Below are 20,246 nucleotides of genomic sequence, written 5' to 3'. Positions count from 1 at the left end.
GATGATCGTCGCGGGAGAGGATAAACGGCGGCGTTATCGGCAAAGCGGCTGGTGGGGCGACCAGAGCTTTGCCGACCTGTTCGCGGCCAATGCGGCGGCGCATCCCGACCGGCTCGCGCTCGTCGACGCACCGAACCGCGCCGATTTTGCCTTCGGCGAACCGCGGCGGCTGACCTATGCCGAGTTGGCGGCGGAGATCGACCGGCTCGCGGGCGCGCTCGTCGCCGCGGGGATCGGCAAGGACGATGTGCTGCTGGTTCAGCTTCCCAACATCGGCGAATTTGTCGCGCTCTATTTCGCGGCGGCCAAGATCGGTGCGATCGTCAGCCCGGCGGCGGTGCAGTATCGCAGCCACGAGCTGACGGGCATGATCGGCGTCGTCGAACCAAAAGCGTTCGTCTGCGCCACGCGGGTCAAGGGCTGCGACCATGTCGGCGTCGCAGCGCCGTTGCTCGAAGGGATCGCGCTGATGACCTTCGGCCCCAGCCCGCCCGCGGACGCACTGGACCTGTCGACCGCCCAAGGCGACGCCACCGCGCTTGCCGCGCATGTCGCGGCAAACCCGGTTGATGCCGACGATATCTTCACCATCTGCTGGACCTCGGGCACCACCGGCGTGCCAAAGGGCGTGCCGCGCAGCCACAACCACTGGATAGCGGTTGCCGCCGCGGGCTACGAGGCGATGAAGGTCGAGCCGGGCGATGTGCTGCTCAACCCCTTCCCGCTCATCAACATGGCGAGCATCGGCGGCATCACCATGTGCTGGCTGACCAGCGCGGGGACGATGGTGCTGCACCATCCGTTCGATCCCGGCGTGTACCTCAAGCAGATTGCGACCGAGCGGCCCAGCCTGACGATCGCGCCGCCCGCGGTGCTCAACATGCTGCTGCAGAATGAGGCTTTGCTCGCCTCGGTGGACCTGTCGAGCCTGCGCGTCATTGCCTCGGGCTCGGCACCGCTCGCCCCCGCGATGGTGCGCGGTTTCCAGGAAAAGCTCGGCATCATCATCGTCAACGTCTTTGGCTCCAACGAGGGTATGAGCTTCATCACCGGCGAGGGCGACATGCCCGACCCCGACAAGCGCGCGAGCCTTTTCCCGCGCCGCGGTCAATATCCGCCGCCCTATGGCACCGGCCGCGCGCCCAACATCGAAAGCCGCCTCGTCCCGCCCGGCGGCGGCGACCCGATCGAGATGGACGGCATGGCGGGCGAGTTGCAGATCCGCGGCCCCAGCCTGTTCGAAGGCTATCACAACGCCCCCGAACAGACCGCCGCCGCCTTCACCGATGACGGCTGGTTCCGCACCGGCGACCTGTTCGAGATCGCCGAAGGCGGCGACTTCTACCGCTTCGTCGGACGCTGCAAGGATCTCATCATTCGCGGCGGAGTGAATATCGCGCCCGAGGAGATCGACCAACTGCTCGGCGGCCATCCACTCCTGGCCGAAGCGTGCGTCTTCTCGCTCCCCGACCCCACGATGGGCGAGCGTATCGGCCTTGCCTATGTCCCGCGCGGCGCGGACGATGTCAGCCTTGCCGACGTGACCGACTATCTCCGCGCAAAGGATCTTGCGGTGTTCAAGCTGCCCGAACGCCTGTTCCGCTTCGACGCGCTGCCGCGCAACGTCACGGGCAAGGTGATGCGCAGCGAGGTGCGCGAAATGGCGCTTGCGCAGCTCTCCCTGAACAACCCCTCCCCTTCAGGGGAGGGGCAGTGAGACCTGGTCCGGCGCCAGCCGGGACTTTAGTCGAACGGGGCGGGGGCCATCGGCCTTGTGCAAGGTTGCGAGCCCCCACCCCAACCCCTCCCCTGAAGGGGAGGGGCCTTATCGAACTCGAAAAGGAAGCCTGACATGGCAAAGGATGTTTTCGTTCTCGGCGGCGCGCAGAGCGACTTTTCGCGTAACATCGAGCGCGAGGGCGGTGGGATGTTCGAACTGTTCCGCGACGTCGCGGAGGCGGCTTTTGCCGCCACGGGCATTGAACCAAGGGAAGTCGAAACGGCGCATGTCGGCAATTTCGTGGGCGAGCTGTTCGCGGGGCAAGGGCAGCTCGGCGGTTTCTTCGGCCACGTCCATCCCGACCTCGCGGGCGTCCCGGCGTCGCGGCACGAGGCGGCTTGCGCGTCGGGCAGCATCGCCATCCTTGCCGCCGCGGCGGAGATCGAGGCCGAGCGCTATGGACTCGCGCTCGTGCTCGGGATCGAGCTGATGCGCAACGTTCCGGGCCAGCGCGCCGCCGAATATCTCGGCGCCGCTGCCTGGGCAGGCCGCGAGGCGCAGGAGGCGCGCTATCTGTGGCCGTCCATGTTCGCGCGCGTTGCCGAGGAATATGAGGAACGCTTCGGGCTCGACCGCGCCCATCTGCGCGCGATTTCGGCCAATAATTTCGCCAATGCGAAAAAAAACCCCAATTCGCAGACGCGCGGCTGGGCGATCACCGAGGCGCATCTGGACGAGAATGACGAGGTCAATCCGTTGATCGAGGGACGTCTGCGCAAGTCCGATTGCGGTCAGGTCACCGACGGGGCGGCGGCGGTTTTCCTTGCTTCGGCCGAAATTGCCGAACGTTACGCGCAGCGTCGGGGCATTCCGATCGACACCATCCCGCGCATCAAGGGCTGGGGCCATTCGACCGCGCCCCTGCTCTATTCGACAAAGATTCAGAACAGTCGCGGCCAAGATTTTGTTTTTCCTGGCGTTCGCAAGGCGATGATGGACGCGTTGCGGCGAGCGGAGATGCCCGACGTTTACGCCTGTGACGGGGTCGAGGTGCATGACTGTTTCTCGATCACCGAATATATGGCGATCGACCATTTCGGGATCACCAAACCGGGCGAAAGCTGGCGCGCGGTCGAGGACGGGACGATTGCGCTGGGCGGCAGGCTGCCGGTCAACCCGTCGGGCGGGCTGATCGGCCTTGGCCACCCGGTCGGCGCGACCGGGGTTCGGATGCTGCTGGACAGCTGGCGGCAAGTCACCGGAAACGCTGGCGATTATCAGGTGGAAGGGGCGCGCAATTTCGCCACCTTCAACGTCGGCGGCAGCGCGACAACCGCGGTCAGCTTCGTCGTCGGCACCTGATTTGGCGGACGTCTTTCTCTATGACGCCGTCCGCACGCCACGCGGCAAGGCACGGCCCGACGGCGGGCTCGCGAACCTCAGCCCGCAGGAACTGGTGCGCCAGCAGGCCGCGGCACTGGCGGCGCGCTGCGGCGATGTGGCCGCGCACCCCGACGCGCTGATCCTCGGCTGCGTGACGCAGACCGGCGCGCAGGGTGGGCATATCGCGCTCGTCGCCAAGCTCCACGCCGACCTGCCCGACACCATGGCGGCGCACAGCCTCAACAATTATTGCGCCTCCGGACTCACGGCGATCGGACTGGCGGTCGCAAAGGTCGCGAGCGGCGAGATCGACGTGGCGCTCGCCGGCGGCGTCGAATCGATGAGCGCGGCGCCCTTTCTGAGCGATCATGCGGGCTTCTACGCCAATGACGAGCTGCCGCCGCGCGCGCGCTTCGTGCCGCCGGTGCTCGGCGCCGACCGACTCGCGCACGCCGAAGGCATCACGCGCGCCGAACTCGACGCGGTTGCCCTCGCCTCGCAGCGCAAGGCGGCAATCGCCGAAGGCGATGCCGCGCTCCAGAAATCGCGGATAGCGACGGGCGCGCTCGCGGGCGAGGAATGTATCCGGCCGCAGACGAGCGCCGAATCGCTCGCGGCGATGCCCGCTGCCTTCGGCGCATTGCAGGCGGAATATCCAGACGCACTCGAAGGCACGCGCTTCGCGCCGCTGCACAGCGTCGCGCACGCCCCGCCCATCTGCGACGGCGCGGGGCTGGCGCTCGTCGCGCGTGCGGCGCCTGGCCCCCCTGCCCGCGCGCGCGTCGTCGCCTTTGCCGAAAGCGGCGGCGATCCGGTCGCGTCGCTGACCGCGGGATTTGCGGCGATGGACAAGGTGCTCGTGCGCGCCGGACTGTCGCTCGCCGACATCGACCGGATCGAGTTCATGGAGGCGTTCGCGGTCACCATCGCGAAGTTCCTGCGCGACCGCGACGTCGACCCGGAGCGGGTCAATGTCAGCGGTGGGCATCTGGCCAAGGGTCATCCGATGGGCGCGAGCGGCGCGATCCTGACCTCGACCTTGCTCGACGCGCTCGATGCGTGTCGGGGCCGATACGGGCTGGTCGTGCTGACCGGCGCGATGGGGGTCGGCGCGGCGATGGTGGTCGAACGGGCGGCGTAAACATTCGCCGCGTCGACGTGCGATGGGGAGGATCAATGTGTCGAAAACCCCATTGCACCCCCGCCGCATTCCGCTATGTGCGGCGCGTGCGGGGCTTGCCCCGCGCTGATCGCGCCGGTGCCCGAAAGGGCTTAATAGGGAACGCGGTGGGCGCGCCGGAAGGCGCTCCGCAACCGAGGCTGTCCCTGCAACTGTAAGCGGCGAGCGCGATGCACCGTCCGGGCCCAAGGCCCGGACAGCCACTGGGGCAACCCGGGAAGGTGTGCATCAAGCCCTGACCCGCGAGCCAGGAGACCTGCCGGCGTGGGTCGCTCAATGCCTGGGTCCAGGGAAAGGCCACGGCACGGAGACATCCGTCGAGCGACGACCAAGCGGATGGAGCCGCTTTGGTGTCGGCGTCGCGGGTCTTTACGCCGCTTGCGACAAAGGCATCGGTCGACCGCTCACGCGGTTCGGCAGGCTCCGCCTTCGTTGCCGGCGTGCGGGAGTCTCCCATGTTCAGATATTCGACCATTTCCATGATCGCCCTTGCCGTTGCGACCCCTGTCGTTGCGCAGGAAACCAACCCCGATGCCGACGACATCGTCGTTACCGCATCGGGCATCGAACAGCCCGGCGACGAGGTCGGTCAGGCGATCACGGTGATCGACGCCGACACGATCGAAACGCGGCAAACGATCGACGTCGTCGACCTGCTCGCAACGACGCCCGGCATCCGATTCAATCGCACCGGCACCACCGGATCGGTCACCGGCGTGTCGATCCGCGGCGCCGAGACGACGCAGACCCTGGTGCTGATCGACGGGGTCAAGGTCAACGACCCCAGCGGCATCGGCGACGGTTATGATTTCGGCCATCTGCTCACCGGCAATATCCGCCGCATCGAGGTGCTGCGCGGATCAAACTCGGTCGTCCATGGCAGCCAGGCGATCGGCGGCGTGGTCAATGTGATGACGGCGACGCCCGGCTCGGGTTTCGCAGGCGGCGCATCGGCCGAATATGGCTATAGCGACACCGTCAACGCCAGGGCCGACCTGTCGGGCACCACCGGGCCGGTGTCGGGCAGCATCGGTGGCGCCTATTTCCGCACCGACGGCATTTCGTCGGCGGCGGTCGGCACCGAGCGCGACGGATATGAAAATATCGCCGCCAATGCGCGGCTGAAGGTCGCGTTCAGCGACGCGCTGAGCCTTGATCTGCGCGGCTATTACATCAACGCCGACCTCGATTTCGACAGCTTCTTCGGCGCTCCGGCCGACAGCGCCGACGTCGCCAGGCTCGACCAATATGTCGGCTATGCCGGGCTGAACCTCGGCCTCTTCGACGGTCGCTTCACCAGTCGCGCCGCGGTGACATGGATGCGCAACGAGCGCGACTATTTCTTCGTGCGCGGCACCGCCCCCGACTTTGGCTATAAGGGCACGAACCTGCGCTTCGAATATCAGGGCGTCGTGGCCCCCGCCGACACCGCCAGGCTGGTGTTCGGTTACGAGCATGAGCGCCCCGAATATGACTTCTTCGGCTTTGGTTCGACCGACAGCCAGAAGGCCAATATCGACAGCGTCTATGCACTCGCCATCGTCCAGCCGCTCGCCGGCCTGTCGCTGACCGGCGGCGTTCGCCACGACGACCATAACCAGTTCGGCGGCGCCACGACCTTTGGCGCCAACGCCAATTATTCGCCCAACGGCGGCGCCACCAATGTCCGCTTGAGCTATGGCGAGGGGTTCAAGGCGCCGTCGCTCTTTCAGCTCTACGACAGCTTCAGCGGCAATGCGGCGCTGCGTCCCGAACGCTCGAAAAGCTATGACGTCGGCATCGACCAGAGCCTCGCCGACGGGCGCGCGCTGGTGTCGCTCACCGCCTTCCTGCGCAACACGACCGACCAGATCAATTTCGACAATGCGACCTTCACCTATGGCAATATCGACCGCACGCGCGCCAAGGGGATCGAGGCGACGCTGGCGCTGAAACCCGTCGACGCACTGAACGTCACGGCGTCGTACAGCTATATCGACGCGCGCGACCGGTCGGGGCGGCCCGCGTTCGACGGCAAGCGCCTGCCGCGCCGCGCCGCGCATGCGGTCAGCCTGTCGGCGGACCATGACTGGTCGTTCGGGCTGTCGGCCGGCGCGACGGTCACGATGGTCGGCGACAGTTTCGACAATGCGACGAATATGGTGCGGCTCGACGGCTATGCGCTCGCCGGGGTGCGCGCGTCGTTCGCGGTTACCGAGCGGATCGAAGTGTACGGCCGCGTCGATAATCTGTTCGACGCCGATTATGCGACGGCGTTCAACTTTGGCACCTATGGCCGCGCCGCCCATGGCGGGGTGCGGGCGCGATTCTGATGGCGCGGCGGGGGAGATGGGTATGAGCGGGATAGCGAGGTGATGGCGATCAGGCCCGCGCTGATCGGCGCGGCGCTGATCGGCGCCGCGGGGGTGCTGGCGGCGGCGCCCGCCGATCGCGGCCCCCCGCATCAAGGCGACGTGCCGCAGCGCATCCTGTCGCTGAATCTCTGCACCGACCAGCTGCTGCTCGCGCTTGCCGACCGCCGCCAGATCGTCGGGCTGACGCACAATGCGCGCGATCCCGGCCTGTCGGCGGTGCCCACGCTTGCGCGCGGGCTGCCGCAGCACCACGGTTCGGCCGAACAGCTGCTCGCGGCGAACCCCGACCTGGTGGTCGGAATGCCCGCGCGCGGCAGCGCTGCCCTCGCGGCGCTGCCCGATGCGCGCTATCCCCTGCTCGACGTGGTGCCCGCCAACCATCTCGACGACATCTATCGCGCGATCCGCCAGACCGCCGCCGCGGTCGGTCATCCCGAACGCGGCGACGCGCTGATCGCCGACATGCAGGGCGATCTCGCCGCGCTGCCGCGTCCCGGCCGCGGGCGTGTCGCGGCCTATTACCAGCGCCGCGGCTATATGACCGGCACCGGCACGCTGGTCGATGATCTGATGACGCGCGCGGGCCTCGTCAATCTGGCGGCCAGGCTCGGCAGGCCCCCGCTCGCGCAGGTCAGCCTGGAGGAGATGGTCGCCGCCGATCCCGATTTCCTGATCGTCGAAAGCGCGACCGATGCCGTGACCGATCAGGGCAGCGAAATGCTGCATCATCCGGCGCTCGACCATATTCCGCGCATTTCGGTCCCGCAGGCGTGGACGGTGTGCGGCGGCCCCGCCTATGCGCGCGCCGCGCAGAGCATCGCCGCGCAGATCGTCCGGCACGACGGCGGCGGCGCATGAGCCGCGTCGCCCCGCCACGCTGGTCGCTGATGACCGGGCTTCTCGCGCTCACCCTCGCCGCGGCCCTGGCCTCGCTGCTCTTCGGCCCGGTCGCGCTGTCGCCGGGCCGCCTCTTCGCCGCGGCGACGGGCGGCGACGACCGGATCGCCGCGATCATCCTGTTCGAGCTGCGCCTGCCGCGCACCTTGCTCGCGCTCGCCATCGGCGCGATGCTGGGGCTCGCGGGCGCGGCGTTGCAAGGCTATTTGCGTAACCCGCTCGCCGAACCCTCGGTGCTCGGCACGTCGAACGCCGCGGCGCTCGGCGGCGTCGTCGCGCTCTATTTCGGGCTGGCGGAATTGCATCCGGCGATGCTGCCCTTGCTCGCCACGGGCGGCGCGCTCGTCTCGCTGGCGCTGCTCGTCATGCTCGCGGGCCAGGCCGAAAGCCCGCTGACCCTGATCCTCGCAGGCATCGCGGTCGGCGCGCTCGCGGTTGCGGGGACCAGCCTCGCGCTCAACCTGTCGCCCAATCCCTTCGCGGCGATGGAAATCATGACCTGGCTGCTCGGCAGCCTCGAAAATCGTTCCTTCGATCATCTGTGGATCGCGCTGCCGTGCATCGCGACCGGCATGGCGATGCTGCTGTGGAACGGCCGCGCGCTCGATGCGCTGTCGCTGGGCGAGGATGCGGCGCAGGCGCTGGGCACCGACCTGAGGCGCACGCGGGCGCGGCTGCTGCTCGGCACCGCGATCGGCGTCGGCGGCGCGGTCGCCGTGTCGGGCGCAATCGGCTTTATCGGGCTGATCGTCCCGCACCTCGTCCGTCCGCTCACCGACCGCAGCCCGTCGGCGATCCTGCTCCCCTCGGCGATCGGCGGCGCGGCGCTGCTGACGCTTGCCGACATCGGTGTGCGCGTCATCCCGGCGACGAACGAGCTGAAACTCGGCGTCGTCACCGCCTTTCTGGGCGTGCCCGTCTTCCTCGTCCACCTGATGCGCGAGCGGCGGCTGTGGTGACGCTGGCGCTCGATCGGGTCAGCGTCACGCTCGGCCGCCGCGCCGTGCTGCATGACGTCAGCACCGCCTTTGCGCCCGGCACACTGACCGCCATCGTCGGACCGAATGGCGCGGGCAAGTCGACGCTCGTGCGCGCCTTGCTGGGCCTCGTCCCGGCAAGCGGTTCGGTGCAGGTCGATGGCGTCGAAGCCGCCGCCATGTCGCGCGCCGAACGCGCGCGGCGCATCGCCTATGTCCCGCAGGGGCAACTCCTCCACTGGCCGCTCACCGTCGAGCGGCTCGTCGGGCTCGGCCGCCTGCCGCACCTCGCCCCCATGTCGCGGATTGGAGCGGCCGACCTTGCGGCGATCGAGCGCGCGATGGCGCGCGCCGACGTGCTGCATCTGCGCGACCGGGTCGCTACCGAATTGTCGGGCGGCGAGCGCGCACGGGCCATGTTCGCGCGCGCGCTGGCGGTCGAGGCGGCGGCGCTGATCGCCGACGAGCCGCTCGCCAGCCTCGACCCCGGACATCAGATCGACGTGATGGACCTGCTGCGCGCCGAAGCCGCGGCGGGCGGGACGGTGATCGCGGTGCTGCACGACCTCGCTATGGCGGCGCGCTATTGCGACCGGCTCCTGTTGATCGACACGGGACGGATCCTGGCCGACGGGCCAGCCGGCCATGTGTTGACAGCGGAGCGGCTGCGCGCGGTCTATGGCATCGACGCGCGCATTGAAAACGGCGGTCCGTGGCCCACCATCACCGCGCTCGGTCGTGTGCGGCCCCTGGCCTGAGCCCCATCCGGCCGGGCACCCCCGGCGGGCGCGGGCGTGTCCGGCACCTACGGGCGCTCGAATGCCCGGCCGGGCCGTGCGACCCAGACAGACCGGGGAGACGAGGGAGAGGGTACCGGCCGGACATCCGCCACCTGTTTACGCAAGGCGAATGCGGTCGCTCAACTACCTGCCGCGTAATCGACTTTGGCGGGCGGGGGTTTCAGTATCCCGCCTCGACCGCGAGCCGGATCGCATCGGCGGTCGTTTCGACCCCGAGCGAGCGGAGCAGCGCCGAACGGTGCATCTTGATCGTGCGTTCAGAGAGGCCCAGCCTCCACGCGATCTGCTTGTTGAGCAGCCCTTCGGCCATCAGCAGCAGCACCTCGCGCTGACGCGGCGACAGCGCGGCGATGCGCGCGCGTGCCGCATCGCGCCGATCGTCGGCGCGCGCATCGCCGCGCTCGACCTCCATCTGCGAGCCCAGAAAATACTCAAGCTCGCCGTCGGGTCCGAACAGCGGCGCAACCAGCACCGCGTTGCGGAAGCGCGTGCCGTCCTTCTTGTAGTTCAGTATCTCGACCAGCGCCGCGCGGCGGTCGCGGATCGCGCGGCGCAGTTCGGCACTGAGTTCGGGCTCGGTATCGGGGCCGGTCAGAAAGCGGCAGTTGCGGCCGATGATTTCGTCGGGCCGGTATCCGGTCAGCGCGGCAAAGGCATCGTTGCATTCGACGATGGGATTGTCGGGAAGATGGGGATTGCTGATTACCGCCGCGATCGGGCTGGTCGCGATCATCGCCTTTAACGTCATCCTGCCTTGACCTCACTCCTGCCGTTCTGACCGACCTGCCCGATGGTGCATCTTGTGGCAAGGCACCTGCACCGGGCAAGAAAATCCGATGCTTCCGATCAAGACGTTGCGCGCGCCCGACTGTTCCCCGCGCACCCTCCATTCTGTCTCGCGCTTCACCGCCCGCCAGTCCGACCGGAGCGCCCGATGATGCGCGCCGCGATTGTCGGAGCCGGAATAGCCGGGCTGGCGTGCGCCGATGCGCTGCGCGCCGCCGGAACCAGGGTGACGCTGTTCGACAAGGCGCGCGGCATTGGCGGGCGCATGGCGGCGCGGCGCGCGGCGACGCCGCGCGGCGAGATCGCCTTCGACCATGGCGCGACGCATTTCACCGTGCGCTCGGCGGACTTTCGCGCGCGCGTCGATCGCTGGGAGGCGGCGGGATGTGCCGCCCCCTGGCCCGACGCCGGGCAGGATGCGTGGATCGGCGTGCCGACGATGAACGCGCCGCTCAAGCATATGGCGGGCGGGCACGATGTCCGGTTGGGCGCCGCGATCACCGCCTTGTCGCGTATCGACGGCCAATGGTTCCTGCACCGCGAAAAGGAGCGCAGCGGGCCGTTCGACATTGCGGTGGTCGCGATTCCGGGGGAACAGGCGGCGCCGCTGCTGTCGCTGCATGATTTCGGCATGGCGCGCGCCGCAATGGCCGCGCATTCGCGCGCCATCTGGAGCGCGATGTTTGCCTTTCATCAGCCGCTGGGCGCGCCGTCGGCCTTCCTCCGCGGCTCCGCGCCGATCGTTTGCGCGGTGCGCGGCAACGCCCGGCCGCAGCGCACGGCCACCGAACATTGGGTGGTGCAGGCCGACTGGAACTGGAGCGAGGCGCATCTCGCCGACGATCCGGCGGTCGTCTGCGACCTGTTGCGGTCGGAGCTGGGGGCGCTCATCGGCCAGCCGGTGCCGGAACCCTGTTTCGCCGCGGCCCAGCGCTGGATGCTCGGCCAGCCGTCGGGTAGCGAGCTTGGCCATTTGTGGAACGACGCACTCGGCCTCGGCGCGTGCGGCGACTGGCTGTCGCACGGCTTTGTCGAACATGCGTGGCGCAGCGGTCACGATCTGGGCGCGGCGATCGCGACCGCGCGCGCGCTGGCGGGGGTCGGCGGGTGACGGCGTCGCTGCTCTGGCTGCGGCAGGATCTGCGCGTCCACGACCATCCCGCCCTGCTCGCGGCGATTGCCGGTGGCGCCGTGATTCCGGTTTTCATCCTCGACGATGAAACGCCGGGGACCTGGAAGATCGGCGCGGCGCAGCGCTGGTGGCTGCACCACAGCCTGACCGCGCTGGGCGCGAGCCTGAAAAAACGCGGCAGCAAACTGATCCTGCGGCGCGGCGCGGCGCACACGGAACTCGCCCGCATCGCGCGCGAAACGGGCAGCCGCCGGATTCACGCCACCCATGCCTACGAACCATGGTGGAAGCATAGCGAGGAGCGCCTGCCGACGGACATCGCGCTGGTCCTGCACGACGGCAACTACCTCGCCGCGCCGGACAGCATCGTCAATGGCCAGGGCGCGCGCTATCGCGTCTTCACCCCCTGGTATCGCCGCCTGCTCGACCATATGCCGCCCACACTCCCTCAGGCGGCGCCCGACGCCGTTCCCGCACCCGCGAGCTGGCCGCGCTCGGACGATCTGGCCGACTGGGACTTGCTGCCGACGCGGCCCAATTGGGCGGCGGGGTTCGGCGCGTGGTGCCCCGGCGAAAAGGGTGCGTGGCGCGCGGCGCGCGACTGGCTCGACGCGATCGGCGATTATAAGGCGCGGCGCGATTATCCCGCACAGCCCGCGACCTCGCGCCTGTCGCCGCACCTCCATTTCGGCGAAATCTCGCCGCGCGCGCTCTGGCATGCGATCGGCGAACGCGACGATGCCGGGGCGGAAAGCTATCGCTCGGAACTGGGCTGGCGCGAGCATGGGATCAATCTGGTCGACCAGATGCCCGATTATGCCGACCGCAACGGCCGCGAGCTGTTCGACCGTTTCGCCTGGCGGACCGGCGCCGACGCCGACCGCGACTTTGCCGCATGGACGCGCGGCCGCACCGGCTATCCCGTCGTCGATGCCGGAATGCGCGAGCTGTGGCAGACGGGATGGATGCACAATCGCGTGCGGATGGTCACCGCCTCCTTCCTCGTCAAGCATCTGCTCATCGACTGGCGGCGCGGCGAGCGCTGGTTCTGGGACACGTTGCTCGACGCCGATCTGGGGTCCAACGCGATGAACTGGCAATATGTCGCGGGCACCGGGGTCGATGCCCCGGTCTTTTCGCGGATCATGTCGCCACTGCTGCAATGCGAGCGCTTCGCGATGGCCGATTATGTCCGCGCCCATGTTCCCGAACTCGCGCATCTGTCCGACGCCGAGATTGCGGCGAGCCATGGCCGCGACAGCGGCGCGCCGGGCTATCCCGAACCGCTGATCGGCCATGAAGCGGCGCGCGCGCGGGCCCTTGCCGCGTGGGAAGCCGCGCGCGGCTGACATACCGCCCAAAGGACAGGTCGTCGCATCCGCGCGCATACCCTAGCTTTCATCCTGCCCCATCCCCCGGGGTGCGACATTTGGAAGGATGTAAAATGGCTATTTCCCGTATCGCGCTCGCAGTCGCCGCGACCGCCATGATCGCCGGCGGCGGTGCCGCGCTCGCCAGGAACCCGATGGTCGGCGGCGCGGCGATGTATGAAACCAGGAATATCGTCGAAAATGCCGCCAATTCAAAGGATCACACCACGCTGGTCGCCGCGGTGAAGGCCGCCGGACTGGTCGACACGCTCGCCTCGCCCGGCCCGTTCACCGTGTTCGCGCCGACCAACGACGCCTTCGCCAAGCTGCCCGCCGGAACGGTCGATACGCTGCTGAAGCCCGAAAGCAAGGCGGCGCTGACCGGCGTGCTCACCTATCATGTCGTGCCCGGCAGACTGACCGCCGCCGACATCGCCGCGCAGGCCAAGGCGAACGGCGGCAAGGCAGTGCTGACCACCGTTCAGGGCGGAACGATCACCGTCTGGGAAAAGGACGGCGCCTGGTATGTCAGCGACGCCAACGGCGGCAAGGCCAAGATCGCTCCCGCCGACGTCATCCAGTCGAACGGCGTGATCCATGTGATCGACGCGGTGCTGCTCCCCGCCTGACCGACCGTTCCGCCGCGGTCGCTTGGCCGCGGCGGAGCGCAAGCGCAATCGCCCGGGGCAGGTCCCGTCGACGACCTCGCCCCAGGCGGTAAAGGCGGTATCGGCGCGGATGGTCGCGGCCCAGAGCCCTGACCCTAGAACGCGATGACCTGATATTGACCCACCGTGATTGCCCCCTGAAGTTCGTCGGCAAGAAGCGTCTCGCAGGACGGGCTGGTTGCCCGGTCCAGAGACGCGCCGCTGTCCGGCGGGCTTCAGGGGGCAACCCCTCCGGGGCGGGTCGATTCTGGCCGATTGCCACGTTGCTCGTCGGGCGCGATGTCCCGCATCGCACCGCTCCTCGCGCCTCGCACTCGGCCAAAATCGCCTCCGTCACGGTGGATCAATATCATGTCATCGCGCTCTAGGTCGCGAACAATTGACCGAGATCGGCAAAGGCCTTGAACTCGAGCGCATTGCCCGACGGATCGTGGAAAAACATCGTCGATTGTTCGCCTGCTTCGCCGGCGAAGCGCGTATGGGGTTCGATCACAAAGGCCACCCCGGCGTTCCGCAGTCGGTCGGCAAGCGCGCGCCATTCCGCAGGCGGCAGCACCACGCCGAAGTGCGGGACGGGAACCGCATGGCCATCGACCGGATTGTGGCCCGCTATGGCGTCGGGCCTTGTGTCGACACGGTGCGCGACGATCTGGTGGCCATAAAGGTCGAAGTCGATCCAGTCGGCGTCGCTGCGTCCTTCGGGGCAGCCGAGTATGCCACCATAGAAAGCGCGCGCAGCGTCGAGGTCATGCACGGGAAAAGCGATGTGAAAGGGCGGAAGTCCGGTCATCGCGGCGCTCCTGTAATGATTGTGCGGTTCGCCGCTACCCCAATGGCCAGCGGTCGCGTGGGGCAAGGCGCGCTCCGCATCACGTCGCCGCGGCGGCAAGGTCGTTCTGCGCCTGTCGGAACACCTCGATGCTGCCCCAGATCGCGAGCGCGGCCATGATCGCCGCGACGGCGAGGTCGGGCCAGCTTTTCCCGGTGCCGAACACGCCGAGCGCCGCGCCGATGACGGCCAGATTGCCGATCGCGTCGTTGCGCGAGCATATCCACACCGACCGCATGTTCGCATCGCCCGCACGATAACGATAGAGCATCAGCGCGACCGCGACATTCGCCGCGAGCGCCAGCGCGCCGACGATCCCCATCATCTCGGCATGGGGCGTCGTCCCGGTCACGAAGCCCCAGAGCGCGGAGCCGAAGACCCACAGGCCGAAGATCAGCATCGTTGCCGCCTTCACCAGCGCGGCGCGCGCGCGCCAGGCGAGCGCCATGCCGGCCACGCCAAGGCTGATCGCATAATTGGCGGCATCGCCAAGAAAATCGAGCGCGTCGGCCTGAAGCGCGCGCGAATCCGCTGCGACCCCCGCGGCGATTTCCACTCCGAACATCGCCGTATTGACGATCAGCGCGATCCAGAGCACGCGCCGCCAGCGCGCATCGTTCAGTGCCGCCGGCCCGCTTTTGCCGGCACAGCATCGATCGGCCATCGTCAAAGCTCCTTGGTCTTTCGAATCGGCACCCCATATGCACCCTGCATCAACTACAGGGTCAAGCGATGAAAATCGGCGAGCTGTCGCGTGCCACCGGCACCAACATCGAAACCATCCGCTATTATGAGCGCATCGGCCTGCTTCCCGCGCCCGCGCGCACCGCGGGCAATTACCGCAGCTATGGCGACGCGCACCGCGCGCGGCTCCGCTTCGTGCGCCATTCGCGCGAACTGGGCTTTACCATCGAGGAGATCCGCTCGCTGCTCGACCTGTCCGACGATCCCGCGCGCGATTGCGGCGAGGCCGACCGCATCGCGACGCGGCATCTGAACCAAGTGGAAGCGAAGATTGCGCAGCTCACCCTGCTGCGCGACGAACTCAAGCGCATCGTCGGGCGCTGCCGCGGCGGCGTCGCCGCCGACTGCCGCGTGATCGAGGCGCTGGGCGACCATCGCCACTGCGAAAGCGCGCACATCTGAGGGATAAACGGCACCGGCGCGCCCCCCATCCGACCTCCCTGACGATAGTAGCCTATGGGAGGTCGGGTGGGGGAGCGGGCCGGTGCCGCATCCGGCGTCAGCCGGACAGAAAAGGTGGGACGATTCTGTTGCCCGGCTCGTCCCCAGCCGCTGGTTTCCGATTCTGTTGCCCGGTTCGGTCCGAACCGCGTTCTATTTGTCTAACCTTAGGCCGTGAGGCTTATCGGTCAGGCAGCAAGAGCGAGTGCTTCGTTATCGTTAGCACTTATTGGTTTTGAGCCTTTAACGGGTTACTCAGCCCGGAAGAAAGCATCGTCTTTGAACACACGTCGATCCTGGTTCGGCCCCGTCAGAAACCCGCGCGTCCTTCGAAGAAACGCGGGTTTGTGGTGGAGCCGCCGGGTACTGCCCCCGGGTCCGCTGTGTCTATTCCACGACACCATTTATCCTCATAGTCGGCCGAAGCCGACACCCCCCATATAGGAAACCCGCCGGCGCTTGGAAAGGGCGCAGACGGGTCATTCGTCCCGCAAGGGGCTCAACTCCCTTATTTTCTTCGCAATTCGTCGCGGATTTCGGTGAGCAGATCGACCTCGCTCGGCCCCGCGGGCGAGGCGTCCGCCTCCGGCTTGCGGACGACCTTGTTCACCCAGCGCACGAGCAGGAAGATGATGAAGGCCAGGATCAGGAAATTGATGACCGCCGTGACGAAGGCGCCGTAACCGATCATCGCGACCCCGGCCTCCTTGAGCGCGGCATAGTCGGTCGCCGACATCCCGTCGGGCACGCTGCCGAGCAGGATGAACCGGTTCGAAAAATCGACCCCGCCAAAGAGCGCGCCGACCAGCGGCATGATGACATCTTCGGTCAGCGAACCGGTGATGGTCGCAAAGGCGCCGCCGATGATGACGCCGACCGCCAGGTCCATGACATTGCCCCTGGCGATGAACTGCCTGAACTCGCCCAACATATTGACGCTCCCTGAAAATCCGGTCCTGTCCGCAAAGGGTGCCGTGGCGATTGCACAAAGGCAAGCGGCTTCCTATTATGTGTATTGTTGCGGCAAAACGCCGCCGGAGGGAGCCTGATGACCATGACCTATCGCAACGCCCGCTGGTTGATCCTGCCTGTCGCCGCGATGAGCCTGTCCGCATGCGGCATCAACAGCGTGCCGACCAAGGAAGAGGCCGCCAAGGCCAAATGGGCGAATGTCGAGGCCGCCTATCAGCGGCGCGCCGACCTGATCCCCAACCTCGTCGAAACCGCCAAGGGGGCGGCGAACATCGAACAATCGACGCTCGAAGGCGTGATCCAGGCGCGCGCGTCGGCGACGCAGGTCAAGCTCAGCACCGACGACCTCGACGATCCCGCCAAGGTGCAGGCGTTCCAGCAGGCGCAGGGCAATGTGTCGAGCGCGCTCGGCCGCCTGCTCGTCACCGTCGAAGCCTATCCCGACCTCAAGAGCCAGGCGCGCTTCGCCGACCTGATGACCCAGCTCGAGGGCACCGAAAACCGCATCAACGTGGCGGTGCAGGACTATAACGCCGCGGTGCAGGACTATAATACGACGATCCGCACCTTCCCCGACATCATCGGCGCCAAAATCGTCCATGGCGCACAGCCGATGACGCCCTATCGCGCGGTGACGCCGAACGCCAATCAGGCGCCGAAGGTCGATTTCGGGCAGTAAGGTGGGCGCCCCCGCCCTGATCCGTTCGCTGGCGGCGGCGATCCTTTCGGGGCTGCTGCTGCTTGCCGCTCCGGTAGCCGCGCAGAGCTTCCCCAAGCTCGCGGGCAATCCCGTCGTCGACCAGGCGGACATCATCCCCGCCGCCGAGGAAGCGGCGCTCAACACGCAGCTGCTCGACCTCGAAAAACGCACCGGACACCAGCTTGTCGTCGCGACGGTCAGCGACCTTGAGGGCCGCGATGTCGCCGATTATGGCTATCGCCTCGGCCGCGAATGGGGGATCGGCGATGCCGAACGCGACGATGGCGTCGTGTTCCTGATCGCGCCGAACGAGCGGCGAATGCACATTGCGGTGGGGCTGGGGCTCGAACCTGTTCTCACCGATGCGCTGTCGGGGCGGATCATCCGCGATATCATCACCCCGCGCTTCAGGGACGGCGACTATCCCGGCGGCATCCGGGCCGGGGTGAACGCGATCGCCGAGCAGATCGAACTGCCGCCGGAGGAGGCCGCCGCGCGCGCCAAGGCGGCGGCGGCGCAGGAGCGCGACCGCGCCGACGACGGCAGTTTCGGCGGGCTTTTCTTCCTCGGTTTCATCATCCTCATCTTCTTCATCATCCCCTGGTTCGCGAGCCGCGGGCGCGGCAGGAAACGTCGCCGACGCCGCGACAGCCCGTGGGGCGCGGCGCCGATCATCATCTGGGGTGACGATGACGATTGGGGCGGCTGGGGCGGTGGCGGCGGATCGTCGTGGGGCGGTGGCGGCGGTTTCGGCGGTGGCGGCTTCGGCGGCTTTTCGGGCGGCGGCGGCAGCTTCGGCGGCGGCGGCGCGTCGGGCGGCTGGTAGGAGCACGGGACATGCCACGCAAGGTCAACCATGTGAGCGCCGAGGACCATCGCATCGTCACCGACGCGGTCGCGGCGGCCGAGCGCCACACCGACGGCGAGATCGTCACGATCATCGCCGCGCGGTCGAGCGATTATGACGATGTCGCGCTCGTCTGGGCGAGCGTCGGCGCCTTCCTCGCCATGTCGCTCGTCGCGCTGTTTCCCGATTTCTATCGCGGGCTTTACGATGCCCTGCGCGGCGGCTGGGGGCACGAGCCGACCACGAACGAGTGGCTGGGGACGATCATCGCCTTTGGCGTCGTCAAATGGATCGGCATCTGGCTGATCCTGCTCTGGCGTCCGCTGCGGCTCGCGCTGACACCGCGGTCGATCAAGGCCGCGCGGGCCCGCGCGCGCGCGATCGACCTGTTCAAGGTCGGCACCGAGGCGAAGACGGCCGGCCGCACCGGCGTCGTCCTCTACGTCAGCCTTGCCGAACATCGCGCCGACATCGTCGCCGACGAAGCGATCGCGTCGAAGGTCGCGCCCGCCATCTGGGGCGACGCGATGGCCGCGCTGATCGAACGCATCCGCGCGGGCCAGCCCGGCGAAGGCATGGCGGAAGCGGTGCGACAGGTCGGGGCGGTGCTTGCGACGCATTTCCCGAAGAGCGACGGCAATCCCAACGAGCTGTGCGACCGGCTGATCGAGATTTGACATGACCCGCCCTGCTCCCGACTCGCCCATCGAGACGCGCTGGGAAGGCCGCTTCGTCACGGTCAAGCAGCAGGGAAACTGGGAATATGTCGCGCGCTCGCGCGGCATCCACGCTGCGGTGATCCTGGCGATCGACGAGGATGCGCGCGGTCGCCACGCCATCCTTGTCGAGCAATATCGCGTGCCCTTGAAACGCCAATGCCTCGAACTGCCCGCGGGGCTGGTCGGCGACGACAGCGCGGGCGAAGCCGCCGAGGTCGCCGCGGCGCGCGAGCTGGAGGAGGAAACGGGTTATCGCGCCGCGACCTGGCGCACCGTCGGCGAATTCTACAGCTCGCCGGGCATGGTCAGCGAAAGTTTCACCCTGCTCGTTGCGACCGGGTTGACCAAGGTTGGCGCAGGCGGCGGCGTCGGTGGCGAGGACATCGTCGTCCACCGCGTCCCGCTGAACGGGATCGAGGATTTCGTTGCGGCGAAGCGCGCCGAAGGCTGCGGCATCGACGTGCGCGTGGCGATGCTGCTGGCGGGTGGGCTGCTGGCCGACACCTAAATCCTTCGTGTCGAGCGAAGTCGAGACACCCATCGGCGTGGAGCAGAGTCGAGGGGCATCTCGACTTCGCTCGATGCGAACGGGACGTAAGGTCAGCGCGCCCCGAAGCGCCAGCGCAGCAGCGGCCGCGCCAGCAGCAGGCCCGCCAGGAACCCTCCGACATGCGCCCAGATGGCGATTGCGCCGAACCCCGCGCCGCCCGCGAAGCCCAGCAGGACCTGAACGCCGATCCACGCTGCGGCGAGCCAGATCGCGCGCACCCAATGGCTGGGGATCGGCCCGATCGCGGGCGCCTGTGTGCGGCTGAAAATCAGCGCGAACACCGCGATGAGCGCCGAGATTGCGCCGCTCGCGCCGATCATCGGCACGGCGGAGGCGGGATCGGCGAGATATTGGGCGAGCGCGCCGCCATAGGCTCCCGCGAGCAGCAGCACCGCCATCGCCTTCGTGCCCAGCGGCGCTTCCAATTGGCGGCCGATGAACAGCAGCACGACCATGTTGAAGGCGATGTGGAGCACCCCGCCGTGCAGAAAGGCCGACGTCAGCGGCGTCAGCACAAAGGGCACCAGCGTTCCCGGCGGCAGGATCAATTCCTGGCCGAAGCGCGCGGGAATAAAGCCCGCGCGCACGATCGCTTCGATCTGAAAGCCCGTGATCCAGAGCAGGACGAACAGGATGACGCAGGCGAGCGCATAGCCCGTGACCAGCGGCGCGTCCTGCGGCTTCATCGCCGGCAACCCATCAGATGAATTCGATCTTGGTCACCAGATAATATTTGTCGCCCGACGGCACGGTCACTTCGATCTCGTCGTCGACGCGACGGCCGATCAGCGCACGGCCGAGCGGCGAATTATAGCTGATCTTGCCCGCCTTGGCGTCGGCTTCGGCCTGCCCGACAATCTGATATTTGACCGGCTTGTCGTCCTCGTCGGTCAGCGTGACCGTCGCGCCGAAGACGATGCGGTCGCCCGACAGCGTCGTCGGGTCGATGACCTGCGCGCGCGACAATTTGTCCTCAAGGTCGCCGATCGTCGCTTCGACCTGGCCCTGCCGTTCCTTGGCGGCGTGATATTCGGCATTTTCCGAAAGGTCGCCATGCGCGCGCGCTTCCTCGATCGCATCGACGATCAGCGGTCGCTCGGCTTTCAGCGCCGCAAGTTGCGCGGTCAGCTTCTCATAGCCTTCTGCCAGCATCGGCACCTTTTCAACGCTTGCCATT

At 67.7% G+C, this 20,246-nt stretch carries 22 protein-coding genes, 1 other RNA gene and 1 riboswitch; of the genes, 16 read left to right on the top strand and 7 right to left on the bottom strand.

The features are described from left to right. Position 1 precedes the first annotated feature (1 nt). From SALA_RS05075 to SALA_RS05045, 7 genes are all read left to right on the top strand, one after another. Positions 2-1,717 carry a class I adenylate-forming enzyme family protein gene (locus SALA_RS05075; protein ID WP_011541312.1) on the top strand — a complete coding sequence of 572 codons (1,716 nt, stop codon included), beginning with the start codon at positions 2-4 and terminating at the stop codon, positions 1,715-1,717. Between the two features lie 135 nt (positions 1,718-1,852). Further along, positions 1,853-3,082: an acetyl-CoA acetyltransferase gene (locus tag SALA_RS05070; protein WP_011541311.1), complete on the top strand. Its 1,230-nt coding sequence runs from the start codon at positions 1,853-1,855 to the stop codon at positions 3,080-3,082. 1 nt (position 3,083) lies between these two features. Beyond that, the gene (locus SALA_RS05065; protein WP_011541310.1) at positions 3,084-4,244 is read left to right on the top strand and encodes an acetyl-CoA C-acyltransferase; all 1,161 of its coding nucleotides are present in this window, start codon (positions 3,084-3,086) and stop codon (positions 4,242-4,244) included. A gap of 98 nt (positions 4,245-4,342) precedes the next feature. Further along, a riboswitch (cobalamin riboswitch) is annotated at positions 4,343-4,562 on the top strand. A gap of 176 nt (positions 4,563-4,738) precedes the next feature. Next, a complete protein-coding gene (locus SALA_RS05060; RefSeq protein ID WP_011541309.1) occupies positions 4,739-6,595 on the top strand; it encodes a TonB-dependent receptor plug domain-containing protein in 1,857 nt (618 codons plus the stop codon). A 42-nt stretch (positions 6,596-6,637) separates the two neighbouring features. After that, a complete protein-coding gene (locus SALA_RS05055; RefSeq protein ID WP_011541308.1) occupies positions 6,638-7,495 on the top strand; it encodes an ABC transporter substrate-binding protein in 858 nt (285 codons plus the stop codon). Next, complete coding sequence (locus tag SALA_RS05050) at positions 7,492-8,493, top strand: FecCD family ABC transporter permease (protein WP_011541307.1); 1,002 nt, start codon at positions 7,492-7,494, stop codon at positions 8,491-8,493. The genes SALA_RS05055 and SALA_RS05050 overlap by 4 nt, the downstream gene beginning before the upstream one ends. Next, entirely contained in the window at positions 8,487-9,269 is a 783-nt protein-coding gene (locus SALA_RS05045) for an ABC transporter ATP-binding protein (RefSeq protein WP_011541306.1), read from the top strand. Before SALA_RS05050 ends, SALA_RS05045 begins: the two co-directional genes overlap by 7 nt. Positions 9,270-9,471: 202 nt before the next feature. Here the strand turns inward: SALA_RS05045 and SALA_RS05040 are convergent, their stop codons facing one another. Continuing rightward, a complete protein-coding gene (locus tag SALA_RS05040) occupies positions 9,472-10,059 on the bottom strand; it encodes a helix-turn-helix domain-containing protein (RefSeq protein ID WP_011541305.1) in 588 nt (195 codons plus the stop codon). Between the two features lie 186 nt (positions 10,060-10,245). Here SALA_RS05040 and SALA_RS05035 point away from each other — a divergent pair, with 186 nt between their 5' ends. From SALA_RS05035 to SALA_RS17615, 4 genes are all read left to right on the top strand, one after another. After that, positions 10,246-11,208, top strand: coding sequence for an NAD(P)/FAD-dependent oxidoreductase (locus SALA_RS05035; protein WP_011541304.1), 963 nt, complete (start codon positions 10,246-10,248; stop codon positions 11,206-11,208). Further along, entirely contained in the window at positions 11,205-12,578 is a 1,374-nt protein-coding gene (locus SALA_RS05030) for a cryptochrome/photolyase family protein (protein WP_011541303.1), read from the top strand. Before SALA_RS05035 ends, SALA_RS05030 begins: the two co-directional genes overlap by 4 nt. Positions 12,579-12,673: 95 nt before the next feature. Further along, positions 12,674-13,228 (top strand): fasciclin domain-containing protein, encoded by a 555-nt coding sequence (locus SALA_RS05025; protein ID WP_011541302.1) that lies wholly within the window; start codon positions 12,674-12,676, stop codon positions 13,226-13,228. Between the two features lie 149 nt (positions 13,229-13,377). Next, positions 13,378-13,635: a hypothetical protein gene (locus SALA_RS17615; protein WP_084764674.1), complete on the top strand. Its 258-nt coding sequence runs from the start codon at positions 13,378-13,380 to the stop codon at positions 13,633-13,635. Here the strand turns inward: SALA_RS17615 and SALA_RS05020 are convergent. Together SALA_RS05020 and SALA_RS05015 are read right to left on the bottom strand one after the other, a co-directional pair. After that, positions 13,632-14,057: a VOC family protein gene (locus SALA_RS05020; protein ID WP_041383102.1), complete on the bottom strand. Its 426-nt coding sequence runs from the start codon at positions 14,055-14,057 to the stop codon at positions 13,632-13,634. The genes SALA_RS17615 and SALA_RS05020 overlap by 4 nt on opposite strands. 79 nt (positions 14,058-14,136) lie before the next feature. After that, a complete protein-coding gene (locus SALA_RS05015) occupies positions 14,137-14,760 on the bottom strand; it encodes a cation transporter (RefSeq protein WP_011541299.1) in 624 nt (207 codons plus the stop codon). Between the two features lie 68 nt (positions 14,761-14,828). On the opposite strand from SALA_RS05015, the gene SALA_RS05010 reads away from it, so the two are divergent. After that, the gene (locus tag SALA_RS05010) at positions 14,829-15,242 is read left to right on the top strand and encodes a MerR family transcriptional regulator (RefSeq protein ID WP_011541298.1); all 414 of its coding nucleotides are present in this window, start codon (positions 14,829-14,831) and stop codon (positions 15,240-15,242) included. A gap of 152 nt (positions 15,243-15,394) precedes the next feature. Here SALA_RS05010 and ssrA read toward each other — a convergent pair. Both ssrA and mscL read right to left on the bottom strand, forming a co-directional pair. Further along, positions 15,395-15,751, bottom strand: a transfer-messenger RNA (tmRNA) gene (gene ssrA / locus SALA_RS16685). Positions 15,752-15,789: 38 nt separating this feature from the next. Then, positions 15,790-16,212, bottom strand: a complete 423-nt coding sequence (gene mscL / locus SALA_RS05005) for a large conductance mechanosensitive channel protein MscL (protein ID WP_011541297.1) — start codon at positions 16,210-16,212, stop codon at positions 15,790-15,792. A 117-nt stretch (positions 16,213-16,329) separates the two neighbouring features. On the opposite strand from mscL, the gene SALA_RS05000 reads away from it, so the two are divergent. The 4 genes from SALA_RS05000 to SALA_RS04985 are packed head-to-tail and all read left to right on the top strand — an operon-like array spanning position 16,330 to position 19,027. Continuing rightward, positions 16,330-16,932: a LemA family protein gene (locus SALA_RS05000; protein WP_011541296.1), complete on the top strand. Its 603-nt coding sequence runs from the start codon at positions 16,330-16,332 to the stop codon at positions 16,930-16,932. 1 nt (position 16,933) lies between these two features. Beyond that, positions 16,934-17,779, top strand: a complete 846-nt coding sequence (locus SALA_RS04995; protein ID WP_011541295.1) for a TPM domain-containing protein — start codon at positions 16,934-16,936, stop codon at positions 17,777-17,779. A gap of 11 nt (positions 17,780-17,790) precedes the next feature. Then, positions 17,791-18,477: a TPM domain-containing protein gene (locus SALA_RS04990; protein WP_011541294.1), complete on the top strand. Its 687-nt coding sequence runs from the start codon at positions 17,791-17,793 to the stop codon at positions 18,475-18,477. Between the two features lies 1 nt (position 18,478). Next, positions 18,479-19,027 carry an NUDIX hydrolase gene (locus SALA_RS04985; RefSeq protein WP_011541293.1) on the top strand — a complete coding sequence of 183 codons (549 nt, stop codon included), beginning with the start codon at positions 18,479-18,481 and terminating at the stop codon, positions 19,025-19,027. Positions 19,028-19,119: 92 nt separating this feature from the next. Here SALA_RS04985 and SALA_RS04980 read toward each other — a convergent pair whose 3' ends face one another. Then, positions 19,120-19,755: a rhomboid family intramembrane serine protease gene (locus tag SALA_RS04980; RefSeq protein WP_011541292.1), complete on the bottom strand. Its 636-nt coding sequence runs from the start codon at positions 19,753-19,755 to the stop codon at positions 19,120-19,122. Positions 19,756-19,768: 13 nt separating this feature from the next. Continuing rightward, positions 19,769-20,245 (bottom strand): transcription elongation factor GreA, encoded by a 477-nt coding sequence (gene greA, locus SALA_RS04975; protein ID WP_011541291.1) that lies wholly within the window; start codon positions 20,243-20,245, stop codon positions 19,769-19,771. Position 20,246: the final 1 nt, after the last annotated feature.

Origin of the sequence: Sphingopyxis alaskensis RB2256, assembly GCF_000013985.1 — a bacterium.
Classification (GTDB): domain Bacteria; phylum Pseudomonadota; class Alphaproteobacteria; order Sphingomonadales; family Sphingomonadaceae; genus Sphingopyxis; species Sphingopyxis alaskensis.
The sequence above is the reverse complement of the archived record's forward strand: the minus strand, read 5'-3'. Positions and strand labels throughout refer to the sequence as shown.

Excerpts from the sequence above, each read along its gene's own strand:
- SALA_RS05075 (WP_011541312.1), top strand. The coding sequence starts at position 2 with ATGATCGTCGCGGGAGAGGATAAACGGCGGCGTTATCGGCAAAGCGGC.
- SALA_RS05070 (WP_011541311.1), top strand. The coding sequence starts at position 1,853 with ATGGCAAAGGATGTTTTCGTTCTCGGCGGCGCGCAGAGCGACTTTTCG.
- SALA_RS05060 (WP_011541309.1), top strand. The coding sequence starts at position 4,739 with ATGTTCAGATATTCGACCATTTCCATGATCGCCCTTGCCGTTGCGACC.
- SALA_RS05055 (WP_011541308.1), top strand. The coding sequence starts at position 6,638 with ATGGCGATCAGGCCCGCGCTGATCGGCGCGGCGCTGATCGGCGCCGCG.
- SALA_RS05050 (WP_011541307.1), top strand. The coding sequence starts at position 7,492 with ATGAGCCGCGTCGCCCCGCCACGCTGGTCGCTGATGACCGGGCTTCTC.
- SALA_RS05040 (WP_011541305.1), bottom strand. The coding sequence starts at position 10,059 with ATGACGTTAAAGGCGATGATCGCGACCAGCCCGATCGCGGCGGTAATC.
- SALA_RS05035 (WP_011541304.1), top strand. The coding sequence starts at position 10,246 with ATGATGCGCGCCGCGATTGTCGGAGCCGGAATAGCCGGGCTGGCGTGC.
- SALA_RS05025 (WP_011541302.1), top strand. The coding sequence starts at position 12,674 with ATGGCTATTTCCCGTATCGCGCTCGCAGTCGCCGCGACCGCCATGATC.
- SALA_RS05020 (WP_041383102.1), bottom strand. The coding sequence starts at position 14,057 with ATGACCGGACTTCCGCCCTTTCACATCGCTTTTCCCGTGCATGACCTC.
- SALA_RS05015 (WP_011541299.1), bottom strand. The coding sequence starts at position 14,760 with ATGGCCGATCGATGCTGTGCCGGCAAAAGCGGGCCGGCGGCACTGAAC.
- SALA_RS05010 (WP_011541298.1), top strand. The coding sequence starts at position 14,829 with ATGAAAATCGGCGAGCTGTCGCGTGCCACCGGCACCAACATCGAAACC.
- mscL (WP_011541297.1), bottom strand. The coding sequence starts at position 16,212 with ATGTTGGGCGAGTTCAGGCAGTTCATCGCCAGGGGCAATGTCATGGAC.
- SALA_RS05000 (WP_011541296.1), top strand. The coding sequence starts at position 16,330 with ATGACCATGACCTATCGCAACGCCCGCTGGTTGATCCTGCCTGTCGCC.
- SALA_RS04990 (WP_011541294.1), top strand. The coding sequence starts at position 17,791 with ATGCCACGCAAGGTCAACCATGTGAGCGCCGAGGACCATCGCATCGTC.
- SALA_RS04985 (WP_011541293.1), top strand. The coding sequence starts at position 18,479 with ATGACCCGCCCTGCTCCCGACTCGCCCATCGAGACGCGCTGGGAAGGC.
- SALA_RS04980 (WP_011541292.1), bottom strand. The coding sequence starts at position 19,755 with ATGAAGCCGCAGGACGCGCCGCTGGTCACGGGCTATGCGCTCGCCTGC.
- greA (WP_011541291.1), bottom strand. The coding sequence starts at position 20,245 with ATGGCAAGCGTTGAAAAGGTGCCGATGCTGGCAGAAGGCTATGAGAAG.